Origin of the sequence: Collinsella aerofaciens (assembly GCF_001404695.1) — a bacterium.
Classification (GTDB): Bacteria; Actinomycetota; Coriobacteriia; order Coriobacteriales; family Coriobacteriaceae; genus Collinsella; species Collinsella aerofaciens_E.
Window position 1 is genome coordinate 1 of the sequence record NZ_CZAQ01000006.1, and the last position, 24,047, is coordinate 24,047.

Below are 24,047 nucleotides of genomic sequence, written 5' to 3' on the forward strand. Positions count from 1 at the left end.
ACTGAAGGGACTGACCCCGGAGGAATTCCGGAATCAGTCCCTATGTGCGGCGTAGGCCGCTTATTAGCCCGTCCAAGAATTGGGGCGCAGTTCAGTGCGCAGCGGGGGTTCTTTCATGTCCGAGGACGTCCGCGAAGGTTAGCCCTCAGATCCTGCGGTGGGAGACCTAGGCCTCGTTGTACACCGTCTTGAGCTTCAGCAGGTGAGCGTAGCGGTCCATGGCGGCCTGCTCGTTCTCCTTGAAGAGCTCCTCGGCACGCTCGGGGAAGGAACGCGTCAGCGAAGCGTAACGGGCCTCGTTCATCAGGAACTCCTGATAACCGCCCGCGGGCTCCTTGGAATCGAGCGAGAACTTCTTGCCGGCAGCAGCCTCGGGGTTGAAGCGGAAGAGGTTCCAGTAACCGCACTCGACAGCCTTCTTCATCTCGGCCTGGCAGTTCTGCATGCCGCCCTTCTTGATGGAGTGCATCTCGCAGGGGCTGTAGCCGATGATGAGGGACGGGCCGTCGTAGGCCTCGGCCTCGTGGATAGCCTTGAGGGTCTGAGCCGGGTTGGCGCCCATGGCAACCTGTGCCACGTAGACGTAACCGTAGCTCATGGCAATCTCGGCCAGAGACTTCTTCTTGGTCACCTTACCGGCAGCGGCGAACTGAGCGACCTGGCCCAGGTTCGAGGCCTTGGAGGCCTGACCGCCGGTGTTGGAGTAGACCTCGGTGTCGAAGACGAAGACGTTGACGTTGTGACCGGAAGCCAAGACGTGGTCCAGGCCACCGAAGCCGATGTCGTAGGCCCAGCCGTCGCCGCCGAAGATCCAGAAGGACTTCTTGGTGAGGTAAGCCTTGTCGGCGAGGATTGCCTTGGAAGCGTCGCAGCCACACTTCTCGAGCTCGGCAACGTAGGCAGCGGCAGCGGTCTTGGAGGCCTCGGCGTCATTGACGGAGTCGATCCAAGCCTGGCCGGCGGCCTTGAGCTCATCGGACGGACCATCGGCAGCGATGATGTCCTGGGTAGCGGCGATCAGCTTGTGCTGAACGGCCTCATAGCCAACGGCCATGCCCAGACCATGCTCGGCGTTGTCCTCGAACAGGGAGTTGTTCCACGCCGGGCCGTGACCGTCCTTGTCCTTGCAGTAAGGAGCGGTGGCAGCGGGGTTACCCCAAATGGAGGAGCAACCGGTGGCGTTGGAAATGAACATGCGGTCGCCGGCGACCTGGGTCACCAGACGTGCATAGGCGGTCTCGGCACAGCCGGCGCAGGAACCAGAGAACTCCAGGTAGGGCTGCTTAAACTGGCTGCCCTTGACGTTGGCCGCGATGAGCTCCTTCTTCTCGGAGACGTTCTCGACCATGTAGTCCCAAACGGGCTGCTGGTCCATCTCCTGCTCGGTGGGAACCATCTCGAGGGCGCCCTTGGGGCAGACCTTGACGCAGTTGGTGCAACCCATGCAGTCGAGCGGGGACACAGCCATGGTGAACTTCATGCCCTTGGCCTTGGGGCCCATGGCGTCGAGCGTGCGGGTAGCCTCGGGCGCGGCGGCAGCCTCGTCCTCGGTCATCGCGAACGGACGGATGGTGGCATGCGGGCACACATAGGCGCACTGGTTGCACTGGATGCACTTGGTCTCGTCCCAGTGGGGAACGACCACGGCGACGCCGCGCTTCTCGTATGCGGAGGCGCCCAGCTCAAACTGGCCGTCGGCGCAACCGACGAAGGCGGAAACGGGCAGGCTGTCGCCATCCATGCGATCGATGGGCTCGAGCAGGTTCTTGACCTGCTGGGCGATGGCGGACTTGGTCTCCTCGGAGAGCTCGACGGGAGCGGCGTCCTCGGCGGTAGCCCAGTCGGCCGGAACCTCGAACTTACGGAAAGCGGTAGCGCCGGCATCGATGGCCTTGTGGTTGGCGTCGACGATAGCCTGGCCCTTCTTCATGTAGGACTTGGTGGCCGCGTCCTTCATGTACTGCAGGGCGTCCTCGGCGGGCAGGACCTTGGCCAGCGCGAAGAAGGCGGACTGGAGCACCGTGTTGGTGCGCTTGCCCATGCCGACCTTGGCAGCCAGATCGATAGCGTCGATCAGGTAGACGTTGACGTTGTTGTTCGCGATGTAGCGCTTGGCCACGGCGGGCATGTGCTCGGCGAACTCCTCGTCGCTCCACTGGCAGTTGACCAGGAAGGTGCCGCCCGGCTTGACGTCGCGGACCATCTTGAAGCCCTTAACGATGTAGCTGGGGTTGTGGCAAGCGACAAAGTCGGCCTTGGTCACGTAGTACGGCGAGCGAATCGGGGAATCACCAAAGCGCAGGTGCGAGACGGTGACGCCGCCGGTCTTCTTGGAGTCGTACTGGAAGTAGGCCTGGACGTACTTGTCGGTGTGGTCGCCGATGATCTTGATCGAGTTCTTGTTGGCGCCGACGGTACCGTCGCCACCCAGACCCCAGAACTTGCACTCGATGGTGCCGGGGGCTGCGGTGTTGGGCGCATCCTCGGCCTCGGGCAGGCTCAGGTTGGTCACGTCATCGACAATGCCGATGGTGAACTCGCGCTTGGGCTCGTCCTTCTTGAGCTCCTCGAAGACAGCGAACGCGGACGCGGGAGGCGTGTCCTTGCTGCCCAGGCCGTAACGGCCGCCGACGACCTTGATGCCCGTCTTGCCGGCCTCGTAGAGAGCGGAGACGACGTCCTGGTAGAGCGGCTCGCCGATGGAACCCGGCTCCTTGGTGCGGTCCATGACGGCGATCTTTTTGACGGTCTCGGGGAGAACGTCGACAAAGTGCTTGATGGAGAACGGACGGAACAGGCGAACCTTGACCAGGCCGACCTTCTCGCCGTGAGCGTTGAGGTAGTCGATGACTTCCTCGAGCACGTCGCAGAAGGAGCCCATGCACACGACGACACGATCGGCATCGGGAGCGCCGTAGTAGTTGAACAGGCCGTAATCGGTGCCGAGCTTTTCGTTGATCTTCTTCATGTAGCCCTCGACGACGGCGGGAAGCTCGTCGTAGACCTTGTTGCAGGCCTCGCGGTTCTGGAAGAAGATGTCGCCGTTCTCGTGGCTGCCGCGGGTATGCGGGTGCTCAGGGTTGAGCGCGTGATCGCGGAAAGCCTGGACGGCGTCCATGTCGCACATCTCGGCCAGATCCTTGTAGTCCCACATGGCAACCTTCTGGATCTCGTGGCTGGTGCGGAAGCCATCGAAGAAGTTAAGGAACGGGGTCTTGCCCTCGATGGCGGCAAGGTGAGCCACCGGCGAAAGGTCCATGACCTCCTGGACGTTGCCCTCGGCGAGCATGGCGAAACCGGTCTGACGGCAGGCCATGACGTCGGAATGATCGCCAAAGATGTTCAGGGCGTGGGAAGCGACGCAACGCGCGGAGACGTGGAAGACGCCCGGGAGCTGCTCGCCCGCGATCTTGTACATGTTCGGGATCATCAGGAGCAGGCCCTGAGAAGCCGTGTAGGTGGTGGTCAGAGCACCGGCGCCCAGCGAACCGTGAACGGTACCGGCTGCACCTGCCTCAGACTCCATCTCGACGACCTTGACCGGGGTGCCAAAGATGTTCTTGCGACCCTGGGCCGCCCACTGGTCGACATGGTCGGCCATCGGGCTGGACGGCGTAATGGGATAAATTCCCGCTACCTCGGTGTACGCATACGAAACATATGCGGCCGCCTCGTTGCCGTCCATAGACTTAAACTTACGCGCCATATACCCCTCTCCTCTCATATAGGTATACAGGCCCCGGCGATTGCCGGGATGTTGGCGTGATGGGATTTTCGCTGTTGCTTCCAATCATCCGACAGGCAGACTGAGCAGCAGGTACATGGCATGGAGAGAAGGCATGCCGAGGCAAGGAGGGCTGCACGCGCTCCACAGGCCCAGCTACCCGTCTTGCACATGACCGAGCGCCGCAAAGGCCGCATGCCGGATGCTCCCGGGCACGCCCCGGCGATGGGAAGCGCCCGCAACGGAAATCCGCATGCGGGCTTATTGTACCCCGCCGCCAAGCCATATTTCGACAAATATAGGTGGGCGGTAAAGGTTTACCTTAGGTGACTGCCAAGGGGCGAGATGGCCCCTCGGACGGAAAAGTCGCAGCCTGCATCGAGAGTGGTAGCGCACAGAGATGTGGTGTAAGAGGCGGGGCATGCCCCGCCTCCGCCCTTTCTTGAAAGGGAGGGGACACCGCCTAGAATTCGTCGTTGGAGTAATGAAGGTGACGAATGAAAGGAAAGGCGATGTCCCAAGAAGAGAGTGTACTGCGCCTCGGCCGCGACGAGGCCCTCGAGGCGGCGAGGCTTTGGCAGGAGTGCGGCGACGCGCGCGAGTTCGCGTGCAGGGTGCTGGGCAGCGTGATGAACGCGCTGATGGACTCCGAGGCCCAGCAGATGTGCGGCGCGGGCCGCAACGAGCGCGGCGACGGCAGGGAGAACAGCCGCAACGGCTACCGACCCAGGTCGCTCAAGACCGCCGTGGGCGACGTGGAGCTCGAGATACCCAAGCTCAGGCACGGCACCTACTACCCCGAGGGCATGCTCGCGCGCTGGTCTCGCGTCGACACCTCGGTGGCCGCCGTCGTGCAGGAGATGTACGTGTGCGGCGTGTCCACCCGCAAGGTCGAGCGCGTGGCGTCCAAGCTGGGCATATCCTCGCTGTCGAGCTCGGAGGTCTCGAGCCTGTGCTCCGACCTCGACGACGAGGTGGCCGAGTTCCGCCGCCGGGACCTGTCGGGAACGCCGTGCTGCTACCTGTGGCTGGACGCCACCTACATGAGCTGCAGGGTCGGCTCGTCGGTGGTCTCACAGGGCGTGGTGACCGCGATCGGGCTGGGCGCCGACGGGCGCAAGCACTTCCTGGGCTGCGACGTGGTCGACACCGAGAGCGAGGACTCCTGGTCGGCCTTCCTCGGCGNTCTCCGACAGCCACGCCGGGCTCGTGGCCGCCGTCTCGCGCCTGTTCCAGGGCTGCGCCTGGCAGCGCTGCGTGACGCACCTGCAGCGCAACCTCCAGAGCGCCTGCTCGGGCAGGCCCGAGGACTCCAAGGCCGCCGTCAGGGATCTCGTGCGCGCCGCGGTCTACCAAGACGACCCCGACCTCGCGCGCTGCGTGTGGGCCGAGGCCGCGCCCTGGGTGGCGTCGGTGTCCGCCAGGGCCGGCGAGCTCTTTGAGCAGGCCGAGGACTCCGCGCTGGCGTTCACGGCCTTCCCCAAGGCGCATTGGCCAAAGCTCCGCACCAACAACGTCCAGGAGCGCGCCAACCGCGAGATCAAGCGTCGCTACAGGGTCGTGCAGTCCTTCCCCTCGAGGGAGTCGATGCTGCGCCTGACGTGCGCGAGCCTCATGGAGACCGAGGGGCAGTGGTGCCAGCAGCGAGTGTTCTCCGAGGCCTCGGCCGCCGAGGGCTTCGACGAGCCCGCAGGCAGGCAGGCTCCGACAGAGGAGAGACGTCGCGCACTCGGGAGGCGCGCCAAGGAGATCGTGGACGAGATAGTCGAGAAGCACGGTCTCAAGAAGGAGTAGCATTGGAGTTCACAGCGACGGACCTCAAGGCACTCTTACACCACGTCCGCGCACGCGATCTCGAGAGTGGATAATCTCCCACTTTTTGCCTGTATCTTGACCAAAAGTGGGAGATTATCCACTCTCATGGGTTGTGCGTCCGAAAATCCTCTCTCGTGCGTCCGGAAATCCACTCTCGTTTCTCTATCGCCGACCACACGGCAGTTGCGGTGAAATGGGGACTGTTTTTGCCGGTCGCGGCCTTAAACAGTCCCTATTTCACCGCAACTTATTTAGGAGATGAGTTAGAGAGCGCCGAGGAGGATGGCGTAGGTGGTGGATTCGCCGAGCTTGAGCTCGTCACCGGGGTTGAGCTGAGCGGAGCGGCCAGGCTCGACCTGGGTGCAGACGTTCGTCGCGCCGTTTACCACCACGGTTCCGTTGGTGGACGACAGATCCTCGACGTACCAGGTATTTTGGTCATCGCACCACACGTGGGCATGGCGAGCCGAAACGTCATCGCCCACATCGGTGATATCGCCTTCCCCCGTCGCCAGCGCACCGATCTCCACGCCCTGCTCACTCGGCTGAATCCAGCGCGGAGCGCTCACCACGTAGCCGTTTTGCACGCGAAGCAGGCCCAGCGGATGCGCAGGCGCCGCCTCGTGATCGCCCGTGACCGTCGAGGTGCTCAGCGAGCGCGGCGTCGACGTGGCGCCGCCGCAGGTCGCATGAGCGTAGTCGATGGCATAGGTCACCGAGGATCGAACATCTGCCGAGCAACCGACGGCTACAAACAGCACCAGCACGGCCTCGGCACGTTCGGCGGGCATAAGTTCCGCCGCCTGCGACAGACGCTCGACCGCATTACGGTAGAGGTTCGTATCCTGATGGCATTCCTCGAGCGCCCGCACCATGGGCTCGCCAGCAGGCCCGCACACCATGTTGATCACCGCCATGGCATTCATGGGATTGCGGCGACGCAGGGCCAGATGCGACATGATGCGCGCGGCCGAGGTGCCGTAATCGGCAAAATAGCGCTCCTGCAGCGTGCCGACCGGAGCGCGCACGATAAAACGCGAGACCCAGGAGCGATCGGCGGCGCGGCTCTGGGGGCTGCGGCCATCGGCCAGCGGACGGCTCGAAAGCACCATGCCGCACAGCTCGATATGGCTCAGGTGCGCTGCGCGTTTAAAGATGTCGAACATGGCTCCGCACGGGGTGAGCTTGATTTGAGATGCCATGGCCTAGACCTCCTTGGTCGTTGAACTCGTATCGGACGACGTCTCGGTCGCCCCGACAAAGGCGCGAACCGCCGCGGCACCACCGGCAAGCGGCGTTGCCGTCTGGGTTTTTGCGCGCCGCGGCGCCGCGACGGGAAGCTCAAAGGCAAAACCCATCGACAGCAAAAACCATACGAGCGTGTATGTTGCAATTAAGGCGGCAACGAAGCCGCTCGCTACGGCGCGCTGGGAAAACACGGTGCATGCAACCGCGATCAGCACCGGAACCTCGCAGGCAGAAAGCGCCAGTACGCCATGCAGGAACCCCGTGCGACGATCGTGCGCCATGGCGCCGGCGGCAATACCCGCCATGCCCGGCAGCGCCAGCGCGAGCGCGGCAACGATACCCGGCAGCGTACCGGACCACGAAATGTACCCCACGGCAACCGCCACACGAGCACCCGACGCCAGCAGCGCCGCCGACACCACCACAACGGCCCATACGATGCCGCAGACAGCCGCTGTACCGATCATCGCAGCGCGACGGACCACGCGGCTGGACGCATCCATGGGACAGGGCGTGAGCGGCTCGCCGCGGAGCGACCGGCCGACGTTTTGCGCGTAGTGGTCGCAAAACGTCGTAAGCGCCGCCTCCACCGCGGCGGGCTCGGGACGATCGCCCTGATTACGCGACAGGCAGGCCATGACCACGTCGAACAACTGGGCGTCGACAAATGCCAGCGCGTCGCGCAGCTCCTCGGAGTCTGGCTCGAGCCCCATCTGCTGTGCCTGCTCGGCGGCGGCGAGCGCCACATCGGGCTCACGCCGGAGCAGCTGGGTTAGGTCGCAACCGGGCGCATGGGCGCCAGCGGGATAGTCGGGGCGCGTATCCATCTTGAGACGATAGGGACTGGCAATATCGCGCGTCTTTTTGCGCGAACCCGAGGTGCCCAATGCGCTCGGCGCCACCTCGTACGGTGCGACGCCGGCGATGAGCTCATAGACCGTGCTCGCCGCGGCATACACGTCGATTGCCGGCGACATGCGCAAAACGCGCAGGTCGGCAATATCGTCGGTGAGCATCTCGGGCGGAGCGTAGGCAACCGTCGCGCGACGCAACGTGGCATAGCGCTCTGTAAAGGACTCCCTGCCGCCACCTCGCGCCACCGCAGAGGCGGGCTCGAGCGCCAACGACGAGCCAAAGTCGATGAGGCACAAATCGAACGTGCCCTCGGCAAGTTGTTGGTCGAGCGGCAGGCGCGCCGTGCGAACCATAATATTGGCCGGCGAGATGTCGCGATGGACGAACCCCTCCCCCACCAAGCTCATGCGGCAGAGCAGATCGAACAGGTCGCGACCCAGGCGCGCCGCCACGAGCGGCGACAGACGCCCGGCATTGTCCACGGCAAAGCGCGGGCGCAGGCGAGCGAGCGTCTCGCCCTCGACCCACTCCATGACAATCGCGGGCACGCCGTCGACCTCGCCCCACCCGTACAAGCGGGGAAAGCCCTTAAGGCCCGAAAGGGCACGATGGCATTCATATTCCTCGCGAAACGCCGCCTTGAACTTGGTGACCAGCGCCTCGTGGGCGACATCGTCATCAAATTCGTCGCGCGTTGGCAAGATGAGCTGCTTGAGCGCCACGGCCTCGCCCTGCGCGTTGACGGCACGCGTCACACGGCCGATACCACCACGGCGCATGGTGGCGTCATCGGCAAACAGCATCGTAAAACGGCGAAGGTAGGCGGGAAGCTCGTCCGTGCCCAGGGCGACGGCCGGCTCAAACCCGTCGACGCGCGCCAGGCGCAGGCCCACCATGGGATCACGGTTGAGCGACTGGGCTGCCGCAGAAGCGAGATCGTTCGTCATAGGGCGATCGCCGCCAGGCTATTGTTGAAGTTGTTAAGCGCAATGTCATCATCGCCGTAATGCCCCACCCATTGGCACAGGTTGGTGTAGCAGCCCCATAGGTTGGCGTACTGCCGATACCACTTTGAGTGGGGAGAAAACGTTTGCCGGCCAAACTCGGCACGGATGACAAACATATCGTTGGCCAGGCTATCGCACGGCCCGGTATCGCCTGTTGCGTTATAGGTCGAGACCGCGCTATTTGCCCGAGAGACATAGCCGTCGAGCATATTGCACTTGGTCACGAGCCAGCTGTGTATGCTTTCCTCCTCGGCGGTCGAAAGGCCGCTGGAGCTTGTATTGCCACCGGTGTTGCCGCCCGTCGAGCTGTCGCCCCCAGACCCGCCGGAGGCGGAGCCCGAACCGGAGCCACCGCTCGAGTTCGACGAATCGGAGCTGGAGCCAGACGAACCGGAGCCGCCAGGTTTCCCCGACTGCTGCGTATCCTGACCCTTTTGCTGCTCGGCCTTGTTTACGACGGTCGAAACGCTGTTATCGGAAAGGTGATGGATGATCTTGGTGTTGGTGAGCACGATGGTCTTGCCGTTGGCAAGCGTGATCTCGTTGGACGCCCGCTCGCCCTCGTCCGCGGGATCGACGTCAAACACGGTGCGCCCGACCACGCTCGCCCACGCAAATCCAGTTGTCGTTCCCAAGTCGCTTTTGGTCTTGCGCCCAATATGCAGCTCGCGCGCAGCATGCGCCTGTACCATGGACGGCACCGTCATGCCATAAGCCGAAACACCGGCTATGACCAGTACGAGCGAGCAAGACAGCAGCACATACGCCCGAGGCGCCAGGCCCAGCCGGCGCCGCATGCGCACCGCGGCGCCATGCTTTGTCTGAGTGCCCCCGGGCCGCATGCGTTCTCCTCCAACAAAAACACGCCGCTTAAAAGCGGCGCATTCTTTCATATCCACATTTTGAGTGTATCAGCGAACCAAAAAGGTTGCGCAACGAATGGGCAAATACGAGGTGCAAGTGGACCCATCCACGCGATAAGCGGATGAAAAGCAGGTTTGTTGCACAACAAATGCATGAACGCGTGCCCAATTATGAGCGCCCCGTGCGGCAGGCCGACGGGACATGCCGCGGAGCTGACGCCGCCTAGATCGCGCGGCGGGCCTCGATAGCGCGGCCGAGCGTGAGCTCGTCGGCATACTCCAGGTCGCCACCCACGGGCAGGCCGCTCGCCAGACGCGACACCTCGACGCCCAGTGGCTTGATGGCGCGAGCAAGGTAGCTCGCCGTGGTCTCGCCCTCGATATTGGGGTTGGTGGCGATGATGACCTCGTGGATGTCCTCGTGGCCCAAGCGTGCCAGCAGCTCACGAATGTGCAACTGCTCGGGACCAATCTTGTCCATGGGACTGATCACGCCGCCCAATACGTGGTAGAGACCGTGGTAGCTGCCCGTGCGCTCAATCGCCTGGACATCGCGCGGCTCGCCCACCACGCAAATGCGAGTGGTATCGCGCATCGAATCCTGGCAGATGGAGCACTCGTCGGCCGTGGCGTAGTTAAAGCAGCGGCTGCAAAAGTGAACCTCCTGCTTAACCTCCAGGATAGCCTCGGCCAGGCGGCGCGCCTCCTCGGCATCGGCCTCGAGCAGGTAATAGGCGATGCGCTGGGCCGACTTGGGACCAATGCCCGGCAGACGGCCCAGCTCATCGAGCAATTTTTGCAGACTATGGTTGGCACTCATATATATGCGTGTCTTAGAACGGCATGCCCGGGATGTTGAGGCCGCCGGTGATGGCGCCCATCTGCTTGTTGGCAAGCTCGTTGACACCGCGGACGGCCTCGTTGACGGCAGCCATGATCATGTCCTGCAGCATATCGACGTCCTCGGGATCGAGGGCATCGGGGTCGATGGTGAGGTTGACGAGCTCCATCTCGCCGTTAACGGTCACCTTGACCATGCCGCCGCCGGCAGAGGCGTCGACGGTCTGGGACTTAAGGTTTTCCTGCGCGGCGGCAAGCTGCTCCTGCATCTTGCGAGCCTGCTTCATCATTTGCTGCATGTTCATACCGGCCATGATGGCTCCTTTACGTGCGGCCGCGCGACAAGCTGCAAGGGCAGCCGGAGCGCGACGGGACTTTCAAACTCAAAAATCGTACCACGGCGCGGGGCAAGCAAGCGGGGCGGACACGCTACCTCAGTCGATATACATGTCCTCTAATACAAACCACGCGCAAAGATTATGCAAGGCCGAATTATGCAAGGTTGCATAATATCGCATACTCAATCTAGTAGAGCCGAATCCGGCATTTCATGTGTGCCACTAAATAGCTAAATGCCAAACCGCTGCTCGAGGCGGAGCACATGGCGGCAGGGTATAATTTGATTGTCATAGATTGCAATTTGGAGGTGCCCCATGAATGCCCCCGACGCGCTCCAAAACATCCGCTCAAAACACCCCGTTGCATATGTGGTTCTCTATCTCTTTGTCGGCTGGGCATTGCTGGTTGTCATCACCCATGCCATAGCTTTTGGAGCAGAACTGCTGATAGCCAGCTCGGACCAGCCCGTCGTCAAATGGGAGACGACCGATGAATGCACCGACGGAACCCGAACCATTTACTACAACAGCCCGTCCCTCTACCAAGAGTTCAAGGTCAAGATAAAGGACTCCAAGATTGTCGATGCCGAACTGGGCTCTTTATTTACAATCGGAGCAACCGTCAACGCCGAGCAAGTCGAGTACACGGACGGCCATGCGACGTATCGTATCGACCTCAGCATCCTAGGCCGACCGTCACGCGCTTGTCTGCTCGAATGCGATATACGCGGCACCACACTACACATGTCCGAAATACAGATGCGCCCGGACAAAGAGATCTCTTCTTGAGCAGCGTACCCGCCCGCACGGTTACTCCACCGGTTTGAAGATGGTGGCCTGGCCAAAGACGCTGCGGATGAGGGCTTTGGCCTCGTCCTCGGTCTGCGGGATGCTCGGGGCTGCGCCCTGGTGGCCGAAGGGACTGCCGGCGCCGGGGTTGGACTCCCAAGGGGCAGCGGGGGCGTCATCGCTTGCGGGAGCGGACGTCGCAGCTGCGGGAGCCGCGGCTGAGGCGGCAGGGCTGGGCGCAGGCACCGCGGCAGGCACGTCGAACGGAGGAAGATCCTCCCCGCCCGCATCGCCGGCAAAGCCACCGACCATGGCGTCGTCGTAGGGCACCTGCTCGGATTCCCAAGGCGCAGCCTGCGCAGACGGCTGAGCCTTGGGAGCGGACGCGCGCTTGGGCGCTCGGGGCGCGGGCTCGGTCGGGAGCTTGCCCGTGGCAGGAGCACCGGCAGGGTTGTCGGAGCGCAGCCAGGGGGCCTTAGCCAGGTCGGATGACTTGGGTGCGGGTGTGGCAGCGGGCTTGGGCGCGGGGGTCGGAGCAGCCGGTTTGGGCGCAGCAGGTTCAGGCGCCGACGGAGTCGGTGCCGCTACCGGTGCCGCTTTTGGCTGCGTCGCGCTGGCGCTCGAGGATGCAGGGACCGCCGAGGACACGGGTTGCGGGTCCGCAGATGCCGCAGCCCGTGCAGATGGAGAATGCTCCTCATGTTGAGGAGCCGGCGTGCCACCCCCATCCAGGACATAGTCGACGGTGCGACGACCGAAGACTGCACTGACTGTCGGCAAAAACACCGCCTGTGTATCAGCACGCCCGAGCATCTTGATAGCAAATGCCGTAGGGAACGAGACCGTGAGCTTAGAACCATCGTCTGCCGTAGCGCGGGCGTTCAACAGGAGAGCCGCATAAGAAGGTTGTTGGGCCTTGACGCGCTCGACGACCTCGGCCCATTTGCGCTGGAGCTCGCCGGCATCCTCGACCGCGGGGGTCTCGGCGGCGCCGGCGGCAGCAACCTGGGCGGCGCTGTTGGGCTTGAACACCGGCACGGTCGATGCCGCAGGCGCGGGAGCCGCAACGGGTTGAGGTGCAGGCGTTACAGGTTTGGGCGCCGACGCAGGAACCGCGGACTTGGGCGCAGACTGGGCCGCCGGAACAGCAGTGCCGCGGTCCCAAGGCATGCCACCCTGATGCGCGGACGTAGCAGCGGGGGCGGCAGTCGCCGCGGGAGTAGCGGCTCGGGCACCCGAAATCAGCGTCGGCTGCTGGGCAGCAGCGGGTGCGGATGCAGCAGGCGCACTCGTTTGAGCAGCAGCCACACCCGCCGGCACCGCGGCGTTGGCGACCATGGCCTCCAAGCGTGCCACGCGCTCGGCCAGGGCCTCAATGGTCAGATCGGCCTCGGGACGTGCCAGGCGCGTGCAGGCGATCTCGAGCACCAGGCGCACGTCGCTCGCGCCCCTCATCTCCAGCGCGGCATCGTCAAGCACCGTCAGCACGCGGGCCAGGCGGTCGGCCGGATGCTCGCCAAAGGCAGCGGCCTCGGCAGCAAGCGCCTCGGCCTGCTCGATCCCGCCCTCAAACAGCTCGGCACGGGCACCGGCAACGCAGGCCACATACACGTCGCGCACATGCGCCACCAGGTCGCGCGTCAGCTCAAGCAGGTCATTGCCCTCCTCGACCTGTGCGCGAATGAGCCCATAGAGCTCAGCAATATCACGCTCGGCGATGGCGCGCGCAAACTCGCCCAGAATCTGGTCCGAAACTTCGCCCAAAAGCGAGCGGGCATCGTCCGCGTGCACGGTACCGTTGCCGAAGACGCTCAGCTGCTCCAGCGTGGAGAGCGCGTCGCGCATGCCGCCCTTGGCATGACGCGCCACGATAGCCAGCGCCTCGTCGTCGTAATCGAAGCCCTCCTGCTCGCACACGTAGGACAGGCGATGCTCAATATCCTCGTTGCCGATGCGATGAAAATCGAAGCGCTGGCAGCGCGAGAGGATGGTCTCCAAAATCTTTTGCGGGTCGGTGGTGCACAGCACAAAGATCACGTGCGCCGGCGGCTCCTCGAGCGTCTTGAGCAGCGCGTTGAACGCCGCCGTCGTGAGCATGTGAACCTCGTCGATGATATAGATCTTGTACTTGCCGCGCACCGGGGCAAAGTTGACGGAGTTGATGATCTCCTCGCGCACATTGTCCACGCCCGTGCGGCTTGCGGCATCGAGCTCGTAGACATCGGGGTGGTTGCCCTCGGCGATGAGCTCGCACTCCTCACAGGTGCCGTCGGGCATGCAGCCGCTTGCACCCTCGGCGCGCGCCGCCTCGGCGTTGCGACACAGTAGCGCCTTGGCCAGAATGCGCGCCATGGTGGTCTTGCCCGTGCCGCGCGGTCCGCAGAACAGGTACGCGTGGGACAGACGCCCCTCGGTGATGGCGTGCTCGAGCGTCGAGACGATATGCTGCTGGCCCACCACGGAGTCGAAGGTGAGCGGGCGATACTTTCGGTACAACGATTCCATGGGTGCTCCCCCGGGTATACTGAGTCTTGTTGCCGCGACGGCCATGCGGTCGCACGGCATACTTCATTCATAATAACCCGTACGGCGAGCCCGCCGCGATAGGAGTCCAAAGAGCATGGCAGACGCAGAGAGCAACCTCGTTCCCTCCGAAGCAGCCGACCAGGTCGAGGTCGCGCTCGAGAAGCAGGCCGCAGCCGACGACGGCATCCTGTACCTCAACGAGTACCAGTACGAAAACGACCTGGTCACCGACTTCGCCCGCCTGGTCGCCTCGCCCAGGCGTCGCGGTTCGCTGTATGTCGCCGCGGCAATTGCCGCGCTGATCGGCATTGGCATGCTGGTGGCCGGCGGTAACTGGATCAAGTTTGGCGTCGTCCTGATCGTATTCGGCGCCTTTTTGGCCTGGTGGAGCAAAAACCTGCACCACACGCTCGCCCGTGACTTTATCGACGCCGTCGAGGCCGACGAGTCCATGGGTGGCCGCTATCGCCGCGTCGCTGCCAACGAGGACGGCCTGATGGTTTGGGGCAAGAGCGGCAAGTCGCAGTTCTTCCCGTTTGAGAAGCTCGACCACGTACTCGACGGCGAGCGCATCTTTGTAGCCATGTTCGCCGACCAGGGCGTGACTATCCCTAAGGACACCTTTATCCGCGGCGATGCCGAGCAGTTTGGCCCCTTCCTTAAGGCGCGCATCAACAAAAAGCTCCGCATCGAGACCAAGAAGAAGAAAATGAAGGCCGAGAAGGCTGCCGCCGAGGCCAAGCGGGGCGACAAGGCCGACAAGCCCCAGGACAACAAGGGCAAGCAGCGCAAGCAGAAGAAGAGCAAGAAGAAGCGCTAGGGCCGAGCGCCACTGCGAAGGGAATCTCATCCCGCTTCAGCGTAGGATGAGGCTCCCCCAACAGGGCCTTCGAGCTATTTAACTTCAAACCTGAAGAGCCTTCGCTCCGGCAGATCGGTCATCTTCATCGTATAGGTCCCGGGAAACGCTTTCTCAAAACGGACGGTCTCGTAACCTTCGAAATAGTCGTTGGTGTTTTGCATCATGAATGGGACGAGTAACTCGTTCTCCGCCCCAACCTGTACAGCAAACGCAGCAGAACCGCCCAGCACCGGCATTGCCTGCGTTATCAGATCGGTATTGACCACAAAGTCATAGTTTGGCGCAGACTCCGGCACCAAATGCCAAACATACGCTTTAATTCCGCCTTCGACATTGTCCTTATTCCTGACACGCATCTTTACGGCGATAACACACGTGATGTCGGCGTCCTTCAATTTCGTTTTCGTATCTACGATGCCATATTTTGAATAATCATCATGCGCTCGTTTGAGATACTCGCGCGGCGTGAGTAGTTCTGCTCCATCTATGCAAAACGAATACCCATCAGTCACCACATCCTTCGATCCCAGAAACGCTCCATCCATCGAGAGCCATTCGCCCTCCGCGTAATATTTCTCAGGAATGACTGTCCGATTCCTGTTAACGACGCTCACCCTCATGCCCGCAAGGCCGGTAGCAGCACAGCAAAAAAGCGCGAGCGCCGATCTTCTCGTCCACAGGGTCTTCTTCATCGCGCTCACGACCTTTCCCGAACTTCCACAACGGCACCGTCGCGCATGCAGTAAACCCGATCGGCCAGCTCCTCGAGCACCTCTCCGTCATGGCTAGACAGAAGAACCTCGCGACCCGTTGATGCCGCCATCGCCACAACACGCTTGAGCATTTCAACGCCCGCTTCGTCGAGGGCATTTGTTGGTTCATCGAGAACAAGCAGCTTCGGCTTTTCCATAATCGCCGCAGCTATCCCCAGACGCTGCTTCATCCCAAGCGAGTATGCTCGGAACTTCTTTTTTTCGTCTGCATCGAGCCCCACGAGCCGCAGGGCGGAGCGAATGTCCTCGGGGGTGGCAACGCCCTTGATTTGAGCTATGAGTTCCAGATTGTCGTAGCCAGACAGATATCCTAAAAAGGAAGGAGCCTCTATCAACATCCCAAGACTCGGCGGAAACGAGATATCAGCCCCAAGTCTTTGACCATCGATAATGATTTCGCCCTCGGTGGGTCTAATCAATCCGCAGACCGCTCGCATAAGCATGGTCTTGCCCGAACCGTTTATCCCCTGAAGCCCGACCACAGTCCCAGGGTCAACCTCGATAGACACGTTGCGCAGGACATCGTTTTTGCCCATGCGCTTCGATACGTCCCTAACGATCACGCTCATATCTTGTCCCTCTTTTCGATAAGGTCGGCCTTTCGAAACCACAGTCCACCCAACGATAGACATAACGACATAATCACAATTGAAAACAAGCCACTCGAGCCCGTCGCAATTCCTTCTTTGACGATTCCACCCCAGCGCAACAGCATCAAGGCATTTCCCAGCAGCGCCCAATGCCGCGCATATGCCGAACAGATCAGGTAGCTCATTACAACCGCAAATGAGGCTGACGGCCCAAGCACAAACCCAACCGCTGCCTGTGCAAACGCAAGCGCCTCAAAAGCAAAAAAGAGACCTATGAAAAACGGCAGCGCATCCGCCTCGCCCACTTTGAGAAACCACGGCGCCAAATTAGCCAGCTGAAGCGACTCGCCATGGATGACCGCGCTGAACGAGGCGCTCACCATCAAGCTCCAAATCACAACAGAGCAAACCACCACAAGCAGCGAAAATGCCGTTATTGCCGTTACTGAGATAAAACGCGAGACCCACCAAAGGGTTCTCGCCCGGCATCGGACAAGCGTTTGCAAACCAAACCCGTGCAACGATTCGGCGGGATAATCGAGTGTTGTATAGAGAATAAGCAGAATGAGAAATAGCCATCCTAGCGGAGGCACAAACATGACCCCGGGCCTAGGCTCAAACGGAGCAGATCCGGCAAACACGAGCGCAAGATTGTCCGCAAACCCCAAGGTATCCGTCCTGACCCCATACACAGAAGACAATCCGTAGGCGTACACCAGGTTCGCAACGGTCACTGCTGCAATCGCAATAAAGGTAATGATGTTCTTCTTCAAAACGGTCCTCAGGTCCGCGGCGACCAACCTAAACAGCATCAGACCATCTCCCGCCTTTTCCACGCCCCAGAAAAAGCCAACGAAGCAAGGGTCAATAATATGATTTCCGCAAAACCGGCTCGAATGTCTGGCCAGTTATTCAGCGATTCCGACCTGATGCTGTTGAGGATATTGCAGTTAAACCCCACGCAAGCCATTACGCCGAAGATCCAGCCATTTGCAAAATGCCACGCAACCATTAGCAGATACGGGACAATTATCGCTTTGATTCTGCTACGAAACAAAATTGAGAAGCCAGTTACAGCCATGGATAAAGTCCCGAGCGTGACAGCATCGAACAGCGTGTATGCGAGCACATACGACAAAGGATGCGAATAAAATAGACCGGAGAAGTAGCTATGCAGGTAAAGTCCTACGTAAGTCGACTCATCGACCCGAGGAAGATACGCAGGAAAAAGCATCGAGACGATCAGGAAATTGACGAGCAGAGGAATGGCAGTCACTGTAAACGCGGAGAGGAAAGCGGACAGCATCTTTACGTTCACGTACGCCTTTCTGGAAACGCGCGTGCATATCTGCATGTCATAACCACTCAAACGCTCAAAGAGGCACGACCAAGATCCAGCCAACATTGCAAGCAGGGGCAGTGCATAGAAAAACACCGACGCAGACAGCGGCGCGTTCGCGCTCACAACAATCCAGTTACCGAAGCTGCTTTCACGTGTTTGACCGAGATAATTTTTGGCTTGCATGCCAACGCCGTAACCAAAAGAAAGAAGGTTGTGACGTTCTTTTTCCAAATTTGCCCACGGCTCCAGCGCGGCAACTATTGCAACTGCGACTGCAATCAAGAGAGCAAAGATAAAAGCTGGACGTCTTATCGTTTTCGACAGTTCGTATCTTGCGAGCTTTTGGTTCATACGTACTCCTCCCCCTTCCGACCCAGAAAGCCGGAAGGGAGCCATTTAAAACAACTATGCGGGAAGCTTGCGGAAATGCCCGACGCAGTCGGGGCTCCATACACCAATAACAGTGCCGTAGCCAGACTCCGCCCATGCAGTCAGTCGCGCCGCAGATCGCCCGTTCTCACGGACGAGGTTATACATTTCCCACTGTCCCTTGTGATTCGAACGATACGTTCCCTGAGTACAATTCATGCTGCCGCTACCGCTTGTGTTATACGCACCGTCTGTATATAACCGAAGCGGATTTCCCGTATAGCCCTGGATATCCAGATAGAGCGATGAGGAATCATCCTTTTGACGGTAGCCAGTTGCACTCGTCCCGGCACATTGAAAACTAAATGCCCTATCGGCATTGTTCGTACAGGTCGTAATTCCCGTATCGGCGTTTTGAGTAATGCTAGAAACCTGAGAGGTGTCAAACTCCTCTTGCGCGAACGATGCAGCGGGAACCCCTAGGGACAGACCCGCAGCAATCGCCAACCCGACTCCGATTCGAGTAATAGCGCTCCTTGGCTTAATCATGGCCTTCTCCAATCAAAAGCGGCTAACAATGCGTCGACGCACAGCAACCTTTGCATGAATGGAGAAAGATGTCTGTAAACACTCGCTATTGAGTTGATAATCCAGGCGTTTACACGTTATCTACCTGCGATAACAATGAAATAAGCTCTGCTTTGTTCTTGATCTTCAACTGGCGATAGGACGCGGATCGCAGCGCTTGCACCGTAGATGCAGCGTAACCGACATCCTGCGCAATGGTCTTTGTCGTTGTGCCCTCTGCCGTCATCAACAATATTCGGGCCTGAACATCGGACAGGGCGCGCGACGTAAGCAGAGCCAGCCGGCGCACGTGAGCTGCTTCGGTGGACCCGTTCGCACGGTACTTCAAGACGGCCTTCTCGTCCTCAACCGAGCGTACGAGCACGATGTGCGTAACGAGCATGGGCACAGACCAGCAAACAATCACCGTTGCCACGACGACATTGACGGCCGAACTTTGCCCCAGCAACGACGCAAGGAACAGAGGCTCGAAAACCGTCAGATCCTGCACCATGTTGAGCAAGACAACCCAGACAGGAGCCGCCGCCCCAAAGCAAAGCATCCATATCCCAAGCATTTTGCGCTGCGGGCAGCTACGCAGCACTATGTATGTGAGCAACATCCCCGTCAGCACCGCGAACCCATGGATTCGCCCCCTAGTGGCCGCATGGATTAAAGTAGCCGCACCTATTGACACCAACGGCACGATAGCCCGGACACGGGCATGCACCTTAAACGGACGCAGCCCAACAGCGAGCGAGACCGTAGATGCCACGCCGCACAGCAGGACCGGCGCAGCCATCAACGGATCGCATATACACCTCCATGCCGCGATATAGACAAAAGACCATTCCACGGCAGACAGCACCGCCCATACGCACGGGCTTCCGAGCCCAATCGCCCCATCCGTTCTAGTCAGCGCAACTTCACGATTCAGTTTTTCACCCGCGTAGTGCAGCGACAGAAGCAGTCCGAGACCCAATGCATAGCTTGCGAGAGAAAAGGCGACTGCCCGCGAAACACCGGATCCCCAATCGCTATCCGCCATTACCAAGGGGCCCGCCGCAAGGAGGATAAAAAATGTTGTGAGCAGGTATCGAAACAGCCGGCGCGTCCGAACTGATGTCAACATATCACCAGCATGCCGCCGCAGCAGACCAGGCCCTGTAGCATCACCCTCACCCGCAAACAATGCCACGAGCTCGCGTGAGCCCGCAACCGATGCCTTCCCGTATGCTCGGTGAAGCGTTGTTCGCACCGTCGATGGCTTCGTACCCGTCTCCCTGGCAATTTCCGCCGGCGTTTTCCCTTTGAGCAGCAGTCGAACAAACTGCTCTTCTCGAGGCGACAGGGCAGGGGAAAACACCCCCGCATCGAATGGGTCGGACGTGCGAGGGGTATCCGAATTGTTGTCCCGTTTCTCCCTTAGCAATGTGCATACGAAGGCGGCAACAGCAATAGCGGACCCCATCGACAGTGATGCAATGACTGCGGCATCGCTTGCAAAGTATGCCACCTCGACAGCCGGAACAAGGCCAATGGGAACTGCTACAAGCACAGAACGGGCAAACACGTCGCCCTGCCCCCGACCAAAGGCGCGGGGACAGCAAAGCAGCGGGACCGCAGCCAATACGAGATAGACCAGCGGAATTAAAAGCACGAGGCCAATTGATGCGGCCGTTACAGAGGGCATCCCCCATGGCTCGGGAACGACTCTCCATGAAATTCGACAGCAAAACAGCAGGCAAGACAGGACAACTATTGTTTCTGCAAAAAGCGTGCTCTGCGATCGGCGGGTCCCCCTTTCGCCGTCCCGCGCCGCCCCCCGTATCAAAGGAGAGCCCGCCGTATCCCAAATTACATATGAGAGGAGCAACGACCCAGTGAAGCACAAGGCACACGAAACACGATGCAACAACCAGATTGGTGCAAACACGATTGGAATAGAATCTCCGCGAGCATAGAAGGCCAAGTCGACCCATTCGGGAACCACCGCAATAGCAGCAAGGAAAACACCGAAGACGCCAAGGCGACCCGGCCGTCTTATTTCTCTCCCCTTGCGGAGCGCAACACCATGACCAAACGCCGCGAGGCATGCGCCAAGGATAACGAGCCAGGTCATTGCACCTGATGCCAAGCCGATTGAAGATGAAAACCGGTGATAAGGGGTAACCGCCATTACGACGAGCGCAATGGCGAAAGCAGATGTGGCAGAACAGCGGGAAAAGAGCATATGACCTCCATAGCGTGTCATTATATCGCTCGGGCTGCTCGTTTATCTCCACGCCCACACCAGCCAGCATCAACGATTCAGGCGAACTCCAATCCGAGCCAGATCACGGTTCAGCTTTTGTCCGCAGTCCCCGCATCAAAGCGGGATGCGGTTTCCTTTTGAGCGTCGATCTGGAAACTGTATCCCGTTCTGAGTCAATATTCTGGGACGCAGTTTCCGCAGCACACCCCATTCGGAAAGCGTGTCCCAGTATTTGGCCGCAAACTGGGGCGCGCTTTCCGGATGGGTCGAGACGAAGGCCAAGCCAGACAGGCAGCCTCGCATCCCGCCATCCTCGCCATCCGCCTGAGCGTGCTACACTAGCAGCATCTATGCCACCGCGAACGGCTCGGCCCCGCGCCCGCCGCTCGCAAACGAACTTTAAACGCACGAGGGTTGGCCATGCCGCTTTTCTCGCAACATACCGCCCGGTTCTCGCCGGACGTTCCCTTGGAGGGCACTAGCTCTCGCGAGCTGCTCAAGCGGTACCAGCCGCTCGAGACGCTTGCGACCGGCGGTTTTGGCTCCATCGAGATTTGCCGCGACACGCATCTGCGCCGTCGCGTGGCCATTAAGCGCATCCCCCTTATCAACGGCGCCGGCATGCCCGCCAGCGACATCATGGACGTGCTGCGCGAGGCGCATACCGCCGCCATGCTTCAACATCCCAATATCGTGCAGGTTATCGACTTTACGCACGACACCGCCTATGCCTACCTGGTCATGGAGTATGTCGACGGTATGTCGTTGGCCGAGTTTTTGCATCGCGTGGACGGCCACTCGCTCACCTTTGACGAGGCCGCGGCCATTGCCGACGCGCTGGGTCAGGCACTCACCTTTGCCCATGCAAACGGCGTGCTTCATCTGGACATAAAGCCCGCCAATGTGCTTATCGACCATTCGGGCAATGTAAAGATCACCGACTTTGGCATGGCGCGGCTGTCGTCCGCCGGCGGCTTTGGCGGATCGCGCGGCGGCACCATCGGCTACATGCCGCCCGAGCAGCTCGATATCGAGACCGGCACGGTCGACGAACGTGCCGATGTCTTTGCCCTTGCCTGCGTGATCTACGAGGGCCTGTGCGGCAGTGCCCCCTTTATGGCGGCCACGCCTGCCGACTCGCTCGACCGCATCATCGGCGGCGCCACCTATCCCAGCGAACTGATCCCTCACTTTCCCCCGGGGGCCGAGGCGGCGCTCATGAGCGCTCTCTCCCCCATGCCGCAAGACCGCCCCGATAGCATCGAGGCATTCTGCGACCGACTCCTTGCCGGCTTGGGGAGCGTGCGCGAAGGCCGTCGCAGCTTGGAGCAGATGGTAGGCGAGCTTTCGAGTGACGAGTGCGCGGCAGATGATATCGAGCCATCGAGCTACGAGGATGACACCGTCGAGGTCGACCCCGCGCTTGGCTGGGCGGGCACGCGCTGGGGCCGCGCACGCAATTACACCATGCGCGGCATCTCGGCGCTCTCATGCGGAGCCTTCAGCTTTTTGCTTATGCAGACAGCCGGCGTCGCGACGCTTCCCGGGCTGGTCGTGGCGGCCGTCGCCATTGGCGCGGCGGCAGGCTTGGCCCCGCAGATTGGCTCGGCCATCTCGGCCGTGGGCTTTTTGGTGCTCATGGCCAACGCCACCATGCAGGCGCAGGGCATCCTGTCGATGCTGCCGGTCGCGGTCATTTTTGCCGCTGCCATGTCCGGTTGGTGGATTGCTTGGGGACGCACCGAGGCGGCTGCGAGCGCGACGCTCACCTGCGCGCTTGCGCTGGGTTGCCTAACCGGCGACGCCCTCCTTGCCGCCGGAGCCGCCACGAGCATCGCGGCGTTTTGGCTCGGCCCGGCAAGCGCAGCGGCGGCCACGGGCATGGGCGCACTCTTTGCCCGCCTTGCCGCAGCGGCTCTCTCTGCGGGAGGCGTACTGGGGCTTAGCAATGTCGTCGCAGCGCTGGGAGACGCGCTCCTTCTCGCTGCAATCGTGCTGGTTGCAGCAATAGCCGCGGCAACATCGCTGCTGCTCAATGCTCATGCCAAGCGCGCCGAGCAGGGATCGAACCTTGCCGCCATCGTCGCAATTGCCGTCGCCGGCATCGGCTCGGCCGTATCGTTTTGTCTTGCACACCATATGGAAATTGCCAGCCTTGCGGGCCCGGTCGTCGCCAAGGCAGCGGTTACGGGAATCCTATCCTCTATAATCGTCGGGATATGCCTTTATTTGCTCGGATACCAAAGAACCTATACGGAGAGTGATCTTTCGTGAACTTCCTGAACATCTTCGAGGACCACGTGGCCGGCATCTTCGGTGCCACCCGTGCCCCGTTCTCCTTTAAGAAGCTTGCCAAGCAGGCCGCTCGCGACATGGAGGATCAGACTCTGGTGATCAACGGCGTCAACACCGCGCCGGCGCTCTATACCATCCTGATTGCCGCCGACGACGATCCCATGCTCGCCCCGTTCTATCCCGAGCTTTCGCGCGAGGTCCGCGAGTTTGTGAAAGCGCAGGCCGAAAAGCGCCGCTACGTCTTTGTCGGCGAGCCCCTCGTTCGCTTTATGATCGACCCGCAGCTGCGCGGCGGCAAGTTCTCGGTCTTTGCCGAGAACGTCGATGCCCCTACGCTCGGTCGCCTGTACGAGGAAGAGCGCGCCTACCAAAACGGCCTGGGCCAGAACAACTCAGCCGCGAGCCGTGCCGCCAGCGCCCCGCGCGCCGGCCAGCAGCAGTTTGCCGCCCCGCAGCAACACCCCGCTGCTATGCCGCAGCAGCAGCCGGCACCTCGTGCTGCCACTCCCGACCCGCTTGCCGTGGCCGACCCCTTTGCGCCCAATATGCCCGATCCCGCCGCCGCACCCATCCCCGTGCCCCAAACCGTCTCGCGCGACGCGCTTGCCGGCATGGGCGGAGCCGCCGCGACCGGCGCCGCCGCTGGCCTTGGCGCCGCAGCCAGCATCGCCTCCAACATGGCAAGCTCTCGCGCCCCGCAGCGTCCGCTCGCCCAGCTCGTCGACGTCGTGAGCGGCGAGAGCCACGCCATCACCTCCGCACAGGTGACCATTGGTCGCGAGCGCTCGGTTTCCGACATCGCCCTGCGCGACCCCAACGTGTCGCGCCGTCATGCCCAGCTCACCTTTACCGGCTCGGACTGGTCGATCGAGGACCTCAACTCCACCAACGGCACGCTCGTCAACAACCGTCGCATCACGCGCTGCCCGCTGCGCAACGGCGACCTGCTGACGTTTGGCCTGAGCACGTTCGAATTTAGGGGATAGTCGC

17 protein-coding genes and 1 pseudogene are annotated in these 24,047 nt (G+C 61.2%); 5 read left to right on the forward strand and 13 right to left on the reverse strand.

Annotated features, from left to right (window positions below):
• Positions 1 to 166: 166 nt before the first annotated feature.
• On the reverse strand, positions 167 to 3,706 hold the full coding sequence (gene nifJ, locus AQ996_RS02475) for a pyruvate:ferredoxin (flavodoxin) oxidoreductase (RefSeq protein ID WP_055250750.1): 3,540 nt from the start codon (positions 3,704 to 3,706) through the stop codon (positions 167 to 169).
• Positions 3,707 to 4,353: 647 nt separating this feature from the next.
• On the opposite strand from nifJ, the pseudogene AQ996_RS02480 reads away from it, so the two are divergent.
• Positions 4,354 to 5,518, forward strand: a pseudogene (locus AQ996_RS02480) (IS256 family transposase).
• A 284-nt stretch (positions 5,519 to 5,802) separates the two neighbouring features.
• On the opposite strand, the gene AQ996_RS02490 reads toward AQ996_RS02480, so the two are convergent.
• The 5 genes from AQ996_RS02490 to AQ996_RS02510 all read right to left on the reverse strand — a co-directional run bounded on the left by AQ996_RS02490 (position 5,803) and on the right by AQ996_RS02510 (position 10,666).
• Entirely contained in the window at positions 5,803 to 6,741 is a 939-nt protein-coding gene (locus tag AQ996_RS02490; protein WP_055250754.1) for an FHA domain-containing protein, read from the reverse strand.
• A gap of 3 nt (positions 6,742 to 6,744) precedes the next feature.
• The gene (locus tag AQ996_RS02495) at positions 6,745 to 8,589 is read right to left on the reverse strand and encodes a serine/threonine protein kinase (protein ID WP_055250756.1); all 1,845 of its coding nucleotides are present in this window, start codon (positions 8,587 to 8,589) and stop codon (positions 6,745 to 6,747) included.
• Complete coding sequence (locus AQ996_RS02500) at positions 8,586 to 9,491, reverse strand: hypothetical protein (RefSeq protein WP_055250758.1); 906 nt, start codon at positions 9,489 to 9,491, stop codon at positions 8,586 to 8,588. The genes AQ996_RS02495 and AQ996_RS02500 overlap by 4 nt, the downstream gene beginning before the upstream one ends.
• Positions 9,492 to 9,735: 244 nt before the next feature.
• Positions 9,736 to 10,332 (reverse strand): recombination mediator RecR, encoded by a 597-nt coding sequence (gene recR, locus AQ996_RS02505; RefSeq protein WP_055250760.1) that lies wholly within the window; start codon positions 10,330 to 10,332, stop codon positions 9,736 to 9,738.
• Between the two features lie 13 nt (positions 10,333 to 10,345).
• Entirely contained in the window at positions 10,346 to 10,666 is a 321-nt protein-coding gene (locus tag AQ996_RS02510; protein ID WP_006235174.1) for a YbaB/EbfC family nucleoid-associated protein, read from the reverse strand.
• Positions 10,667 to 11,005: 339 nt separating this feature from the next.
• On the opposite strand from AQ996_RS02510, the gene AQ996_RS02515 reads away from it, so the two are divergent.
• Positions 11,006 to 11,479, forward strand: coding sequence for a hypothetical protein (locus tag AQ996_RS02515; RefSeq protein WP_055250762.1), 474 nt, complete (start codon positions 11,006 to 11,008; stop codon positions 11,477 to 11,479).
• Between the two features lie 21 nt (positions 11,480 to 11,500).
• Here the strand turns inward: AQ996_RS02515 and dnaX are convergent, their stop codons facing one another.
• A complete protein-coding gene (gene dnaX, locus AQ996_RS02520) occupies positions 11,501 to 13,984 on the reverse strand; it encodes a DNA polymerase III subunit gamma/tau (RefSeq protein ID WP_055250764.1) in 2,484 nt (827 codons plus the stop codon).
• Between the two features lie 115 nt (positions 13,985 to 14,099).
• Between dnaX and AQ996_RS02525 the strand changes: the two genes are divergently transcribed.
• Positions 14,100 to 14,825 (forward strand): hypothetical protein, encoded by a 726-nt coding sequence (locus tag AQ996_RS02525; protein ID WP_055250766.1) that lies wholly within the window; start codon positions 14,100 to 14,102, stop codon positions 14,823 to 14,825.
• A 74-nt stretch (positions 14,826 to 14,899) separates the two neighbouring features.
• On the opposite strand, the gene AQ996_RS02530 is transcribed toward AQ996_RS02525, so the two are convergent.
• The 6 genes from AQ996_RS02530 to AQ996_RS02550 all read right to left on the reverse strand — a co-directional run bounded on the left by AQ996_RS02530 (position 14,900) and on the right by AQ996_RS02550 (position 20,741).
• Positions 14,900 to 15,559, reverse strand: a complete 660-nt coding sequence (locus tag AQ996_RS02530) for a DUF5028 domain-containing protein (protein WP_148315806.1) — start codon at positions 15,557 to 15,559, stop codon at positions 14,900 to 14,902.
• A gap of 5 nt (positions 15,560 to 15,564) precedes the next feature.
• Positions 15,565 to 16,209 (reverse strand): ATP-binding cassette domain-containing protein, encoded by a 645-nt coding sequence (locus AQ996_RS02535; RefSeq protein WP_055250770.1) that lies wholly within the window; start codon positions 16,207 to 16,209, stop codon positions 15,565 to 15,567.
• Positions 16,206 to 17,003: a DUF2705 family protein gene (locus AQ996_RS02540; RefSeq protein WP_147350643.1), complete on the reverse strand. Its 798-nt coding sequence runs from the start codon at positions 17,001 to 17,003 to the stop codon at positions 16,206 to 16,208. The genes AQ996_RS02535 and AQ996_RS02540 overlap by 4 nt, the downstream gene beginning before the upstream one ends.
• A 38-nt stretch (positions 17,004 to 17,041) precedes the next feature.
• Complete coding sequence (locus AQ996_RS02545) at positions 17,042 to 17,923, reverse strand: ABC transporter permease (protein WP_055250774.1); 882 nt, start codon at positions 17,921 to 17,923, stop codon at positions 17,042 to 17,044.
• A 54-nt stretch (positions 17,924 to 17,977) separates the two neighbouring features.
• The gene (locus tag AQ996_RS10230; RefSeq protein WP_148315808.1) at positions 17,978 to 18,490 is read right to left on the reverse strand and encodes a DUF2712 domain-containing protein; all 513 of its coding nucleotides are present in this window, start codon (positions 18,488 to 18,490) and stop codon (positions 17,978 to 17,980) included.
• A 109-nt stretch (positions 18,491 to 18,599) separates the two neighbouring features.
• Positions 18,600 to 20,741, reverse strand: a complete 2,142-nt coding sequence (locus tag AQ996_RS02550; protein WP_172674591.1) for a helix-turn-helix transcriptional regulator — start codon at positions 20,739 to 20,741, stop codon at positions 18,600 to 18,602.
• 441 nt (positions 20,742 to 21,182) lie between these two features.
• Between AQ996_RS02550 and AQ996_RS02555 the strand changes: the two genes are divergently transcribed.
• Positions 21,183 to 23,036: a serine/threonine-protein kinase gene (locus AQ996_RS02555; protein ID WP_055250778.1), complete on the forward strand. Its 1,854-nt coding sequence runs from the start codon at positions 21,183 to 21,185 to the stop codon at positions 23,034 to 23,036.
• The gene (locus AQ996_RS02560; RefSeq protein WP_070097114.1) at positions 23,033 to 24,043 is read left to right on the forward strand and encodes an FhaA domain-containing protein; all 1,011 of its coding nucleotides are present in this window, start codon (positions 23,033 to 23,035) and stop codon (positions 24,041 to 24,043) included. The genes AQ996_RS02555 and AQ996_RS02560 overlap by 4 nt, the downstream gene beginning before the upstream one ends.
• The last annotated feature ends 4 nt before the right edge of the window (positions 24,044 to 24,047 follow it).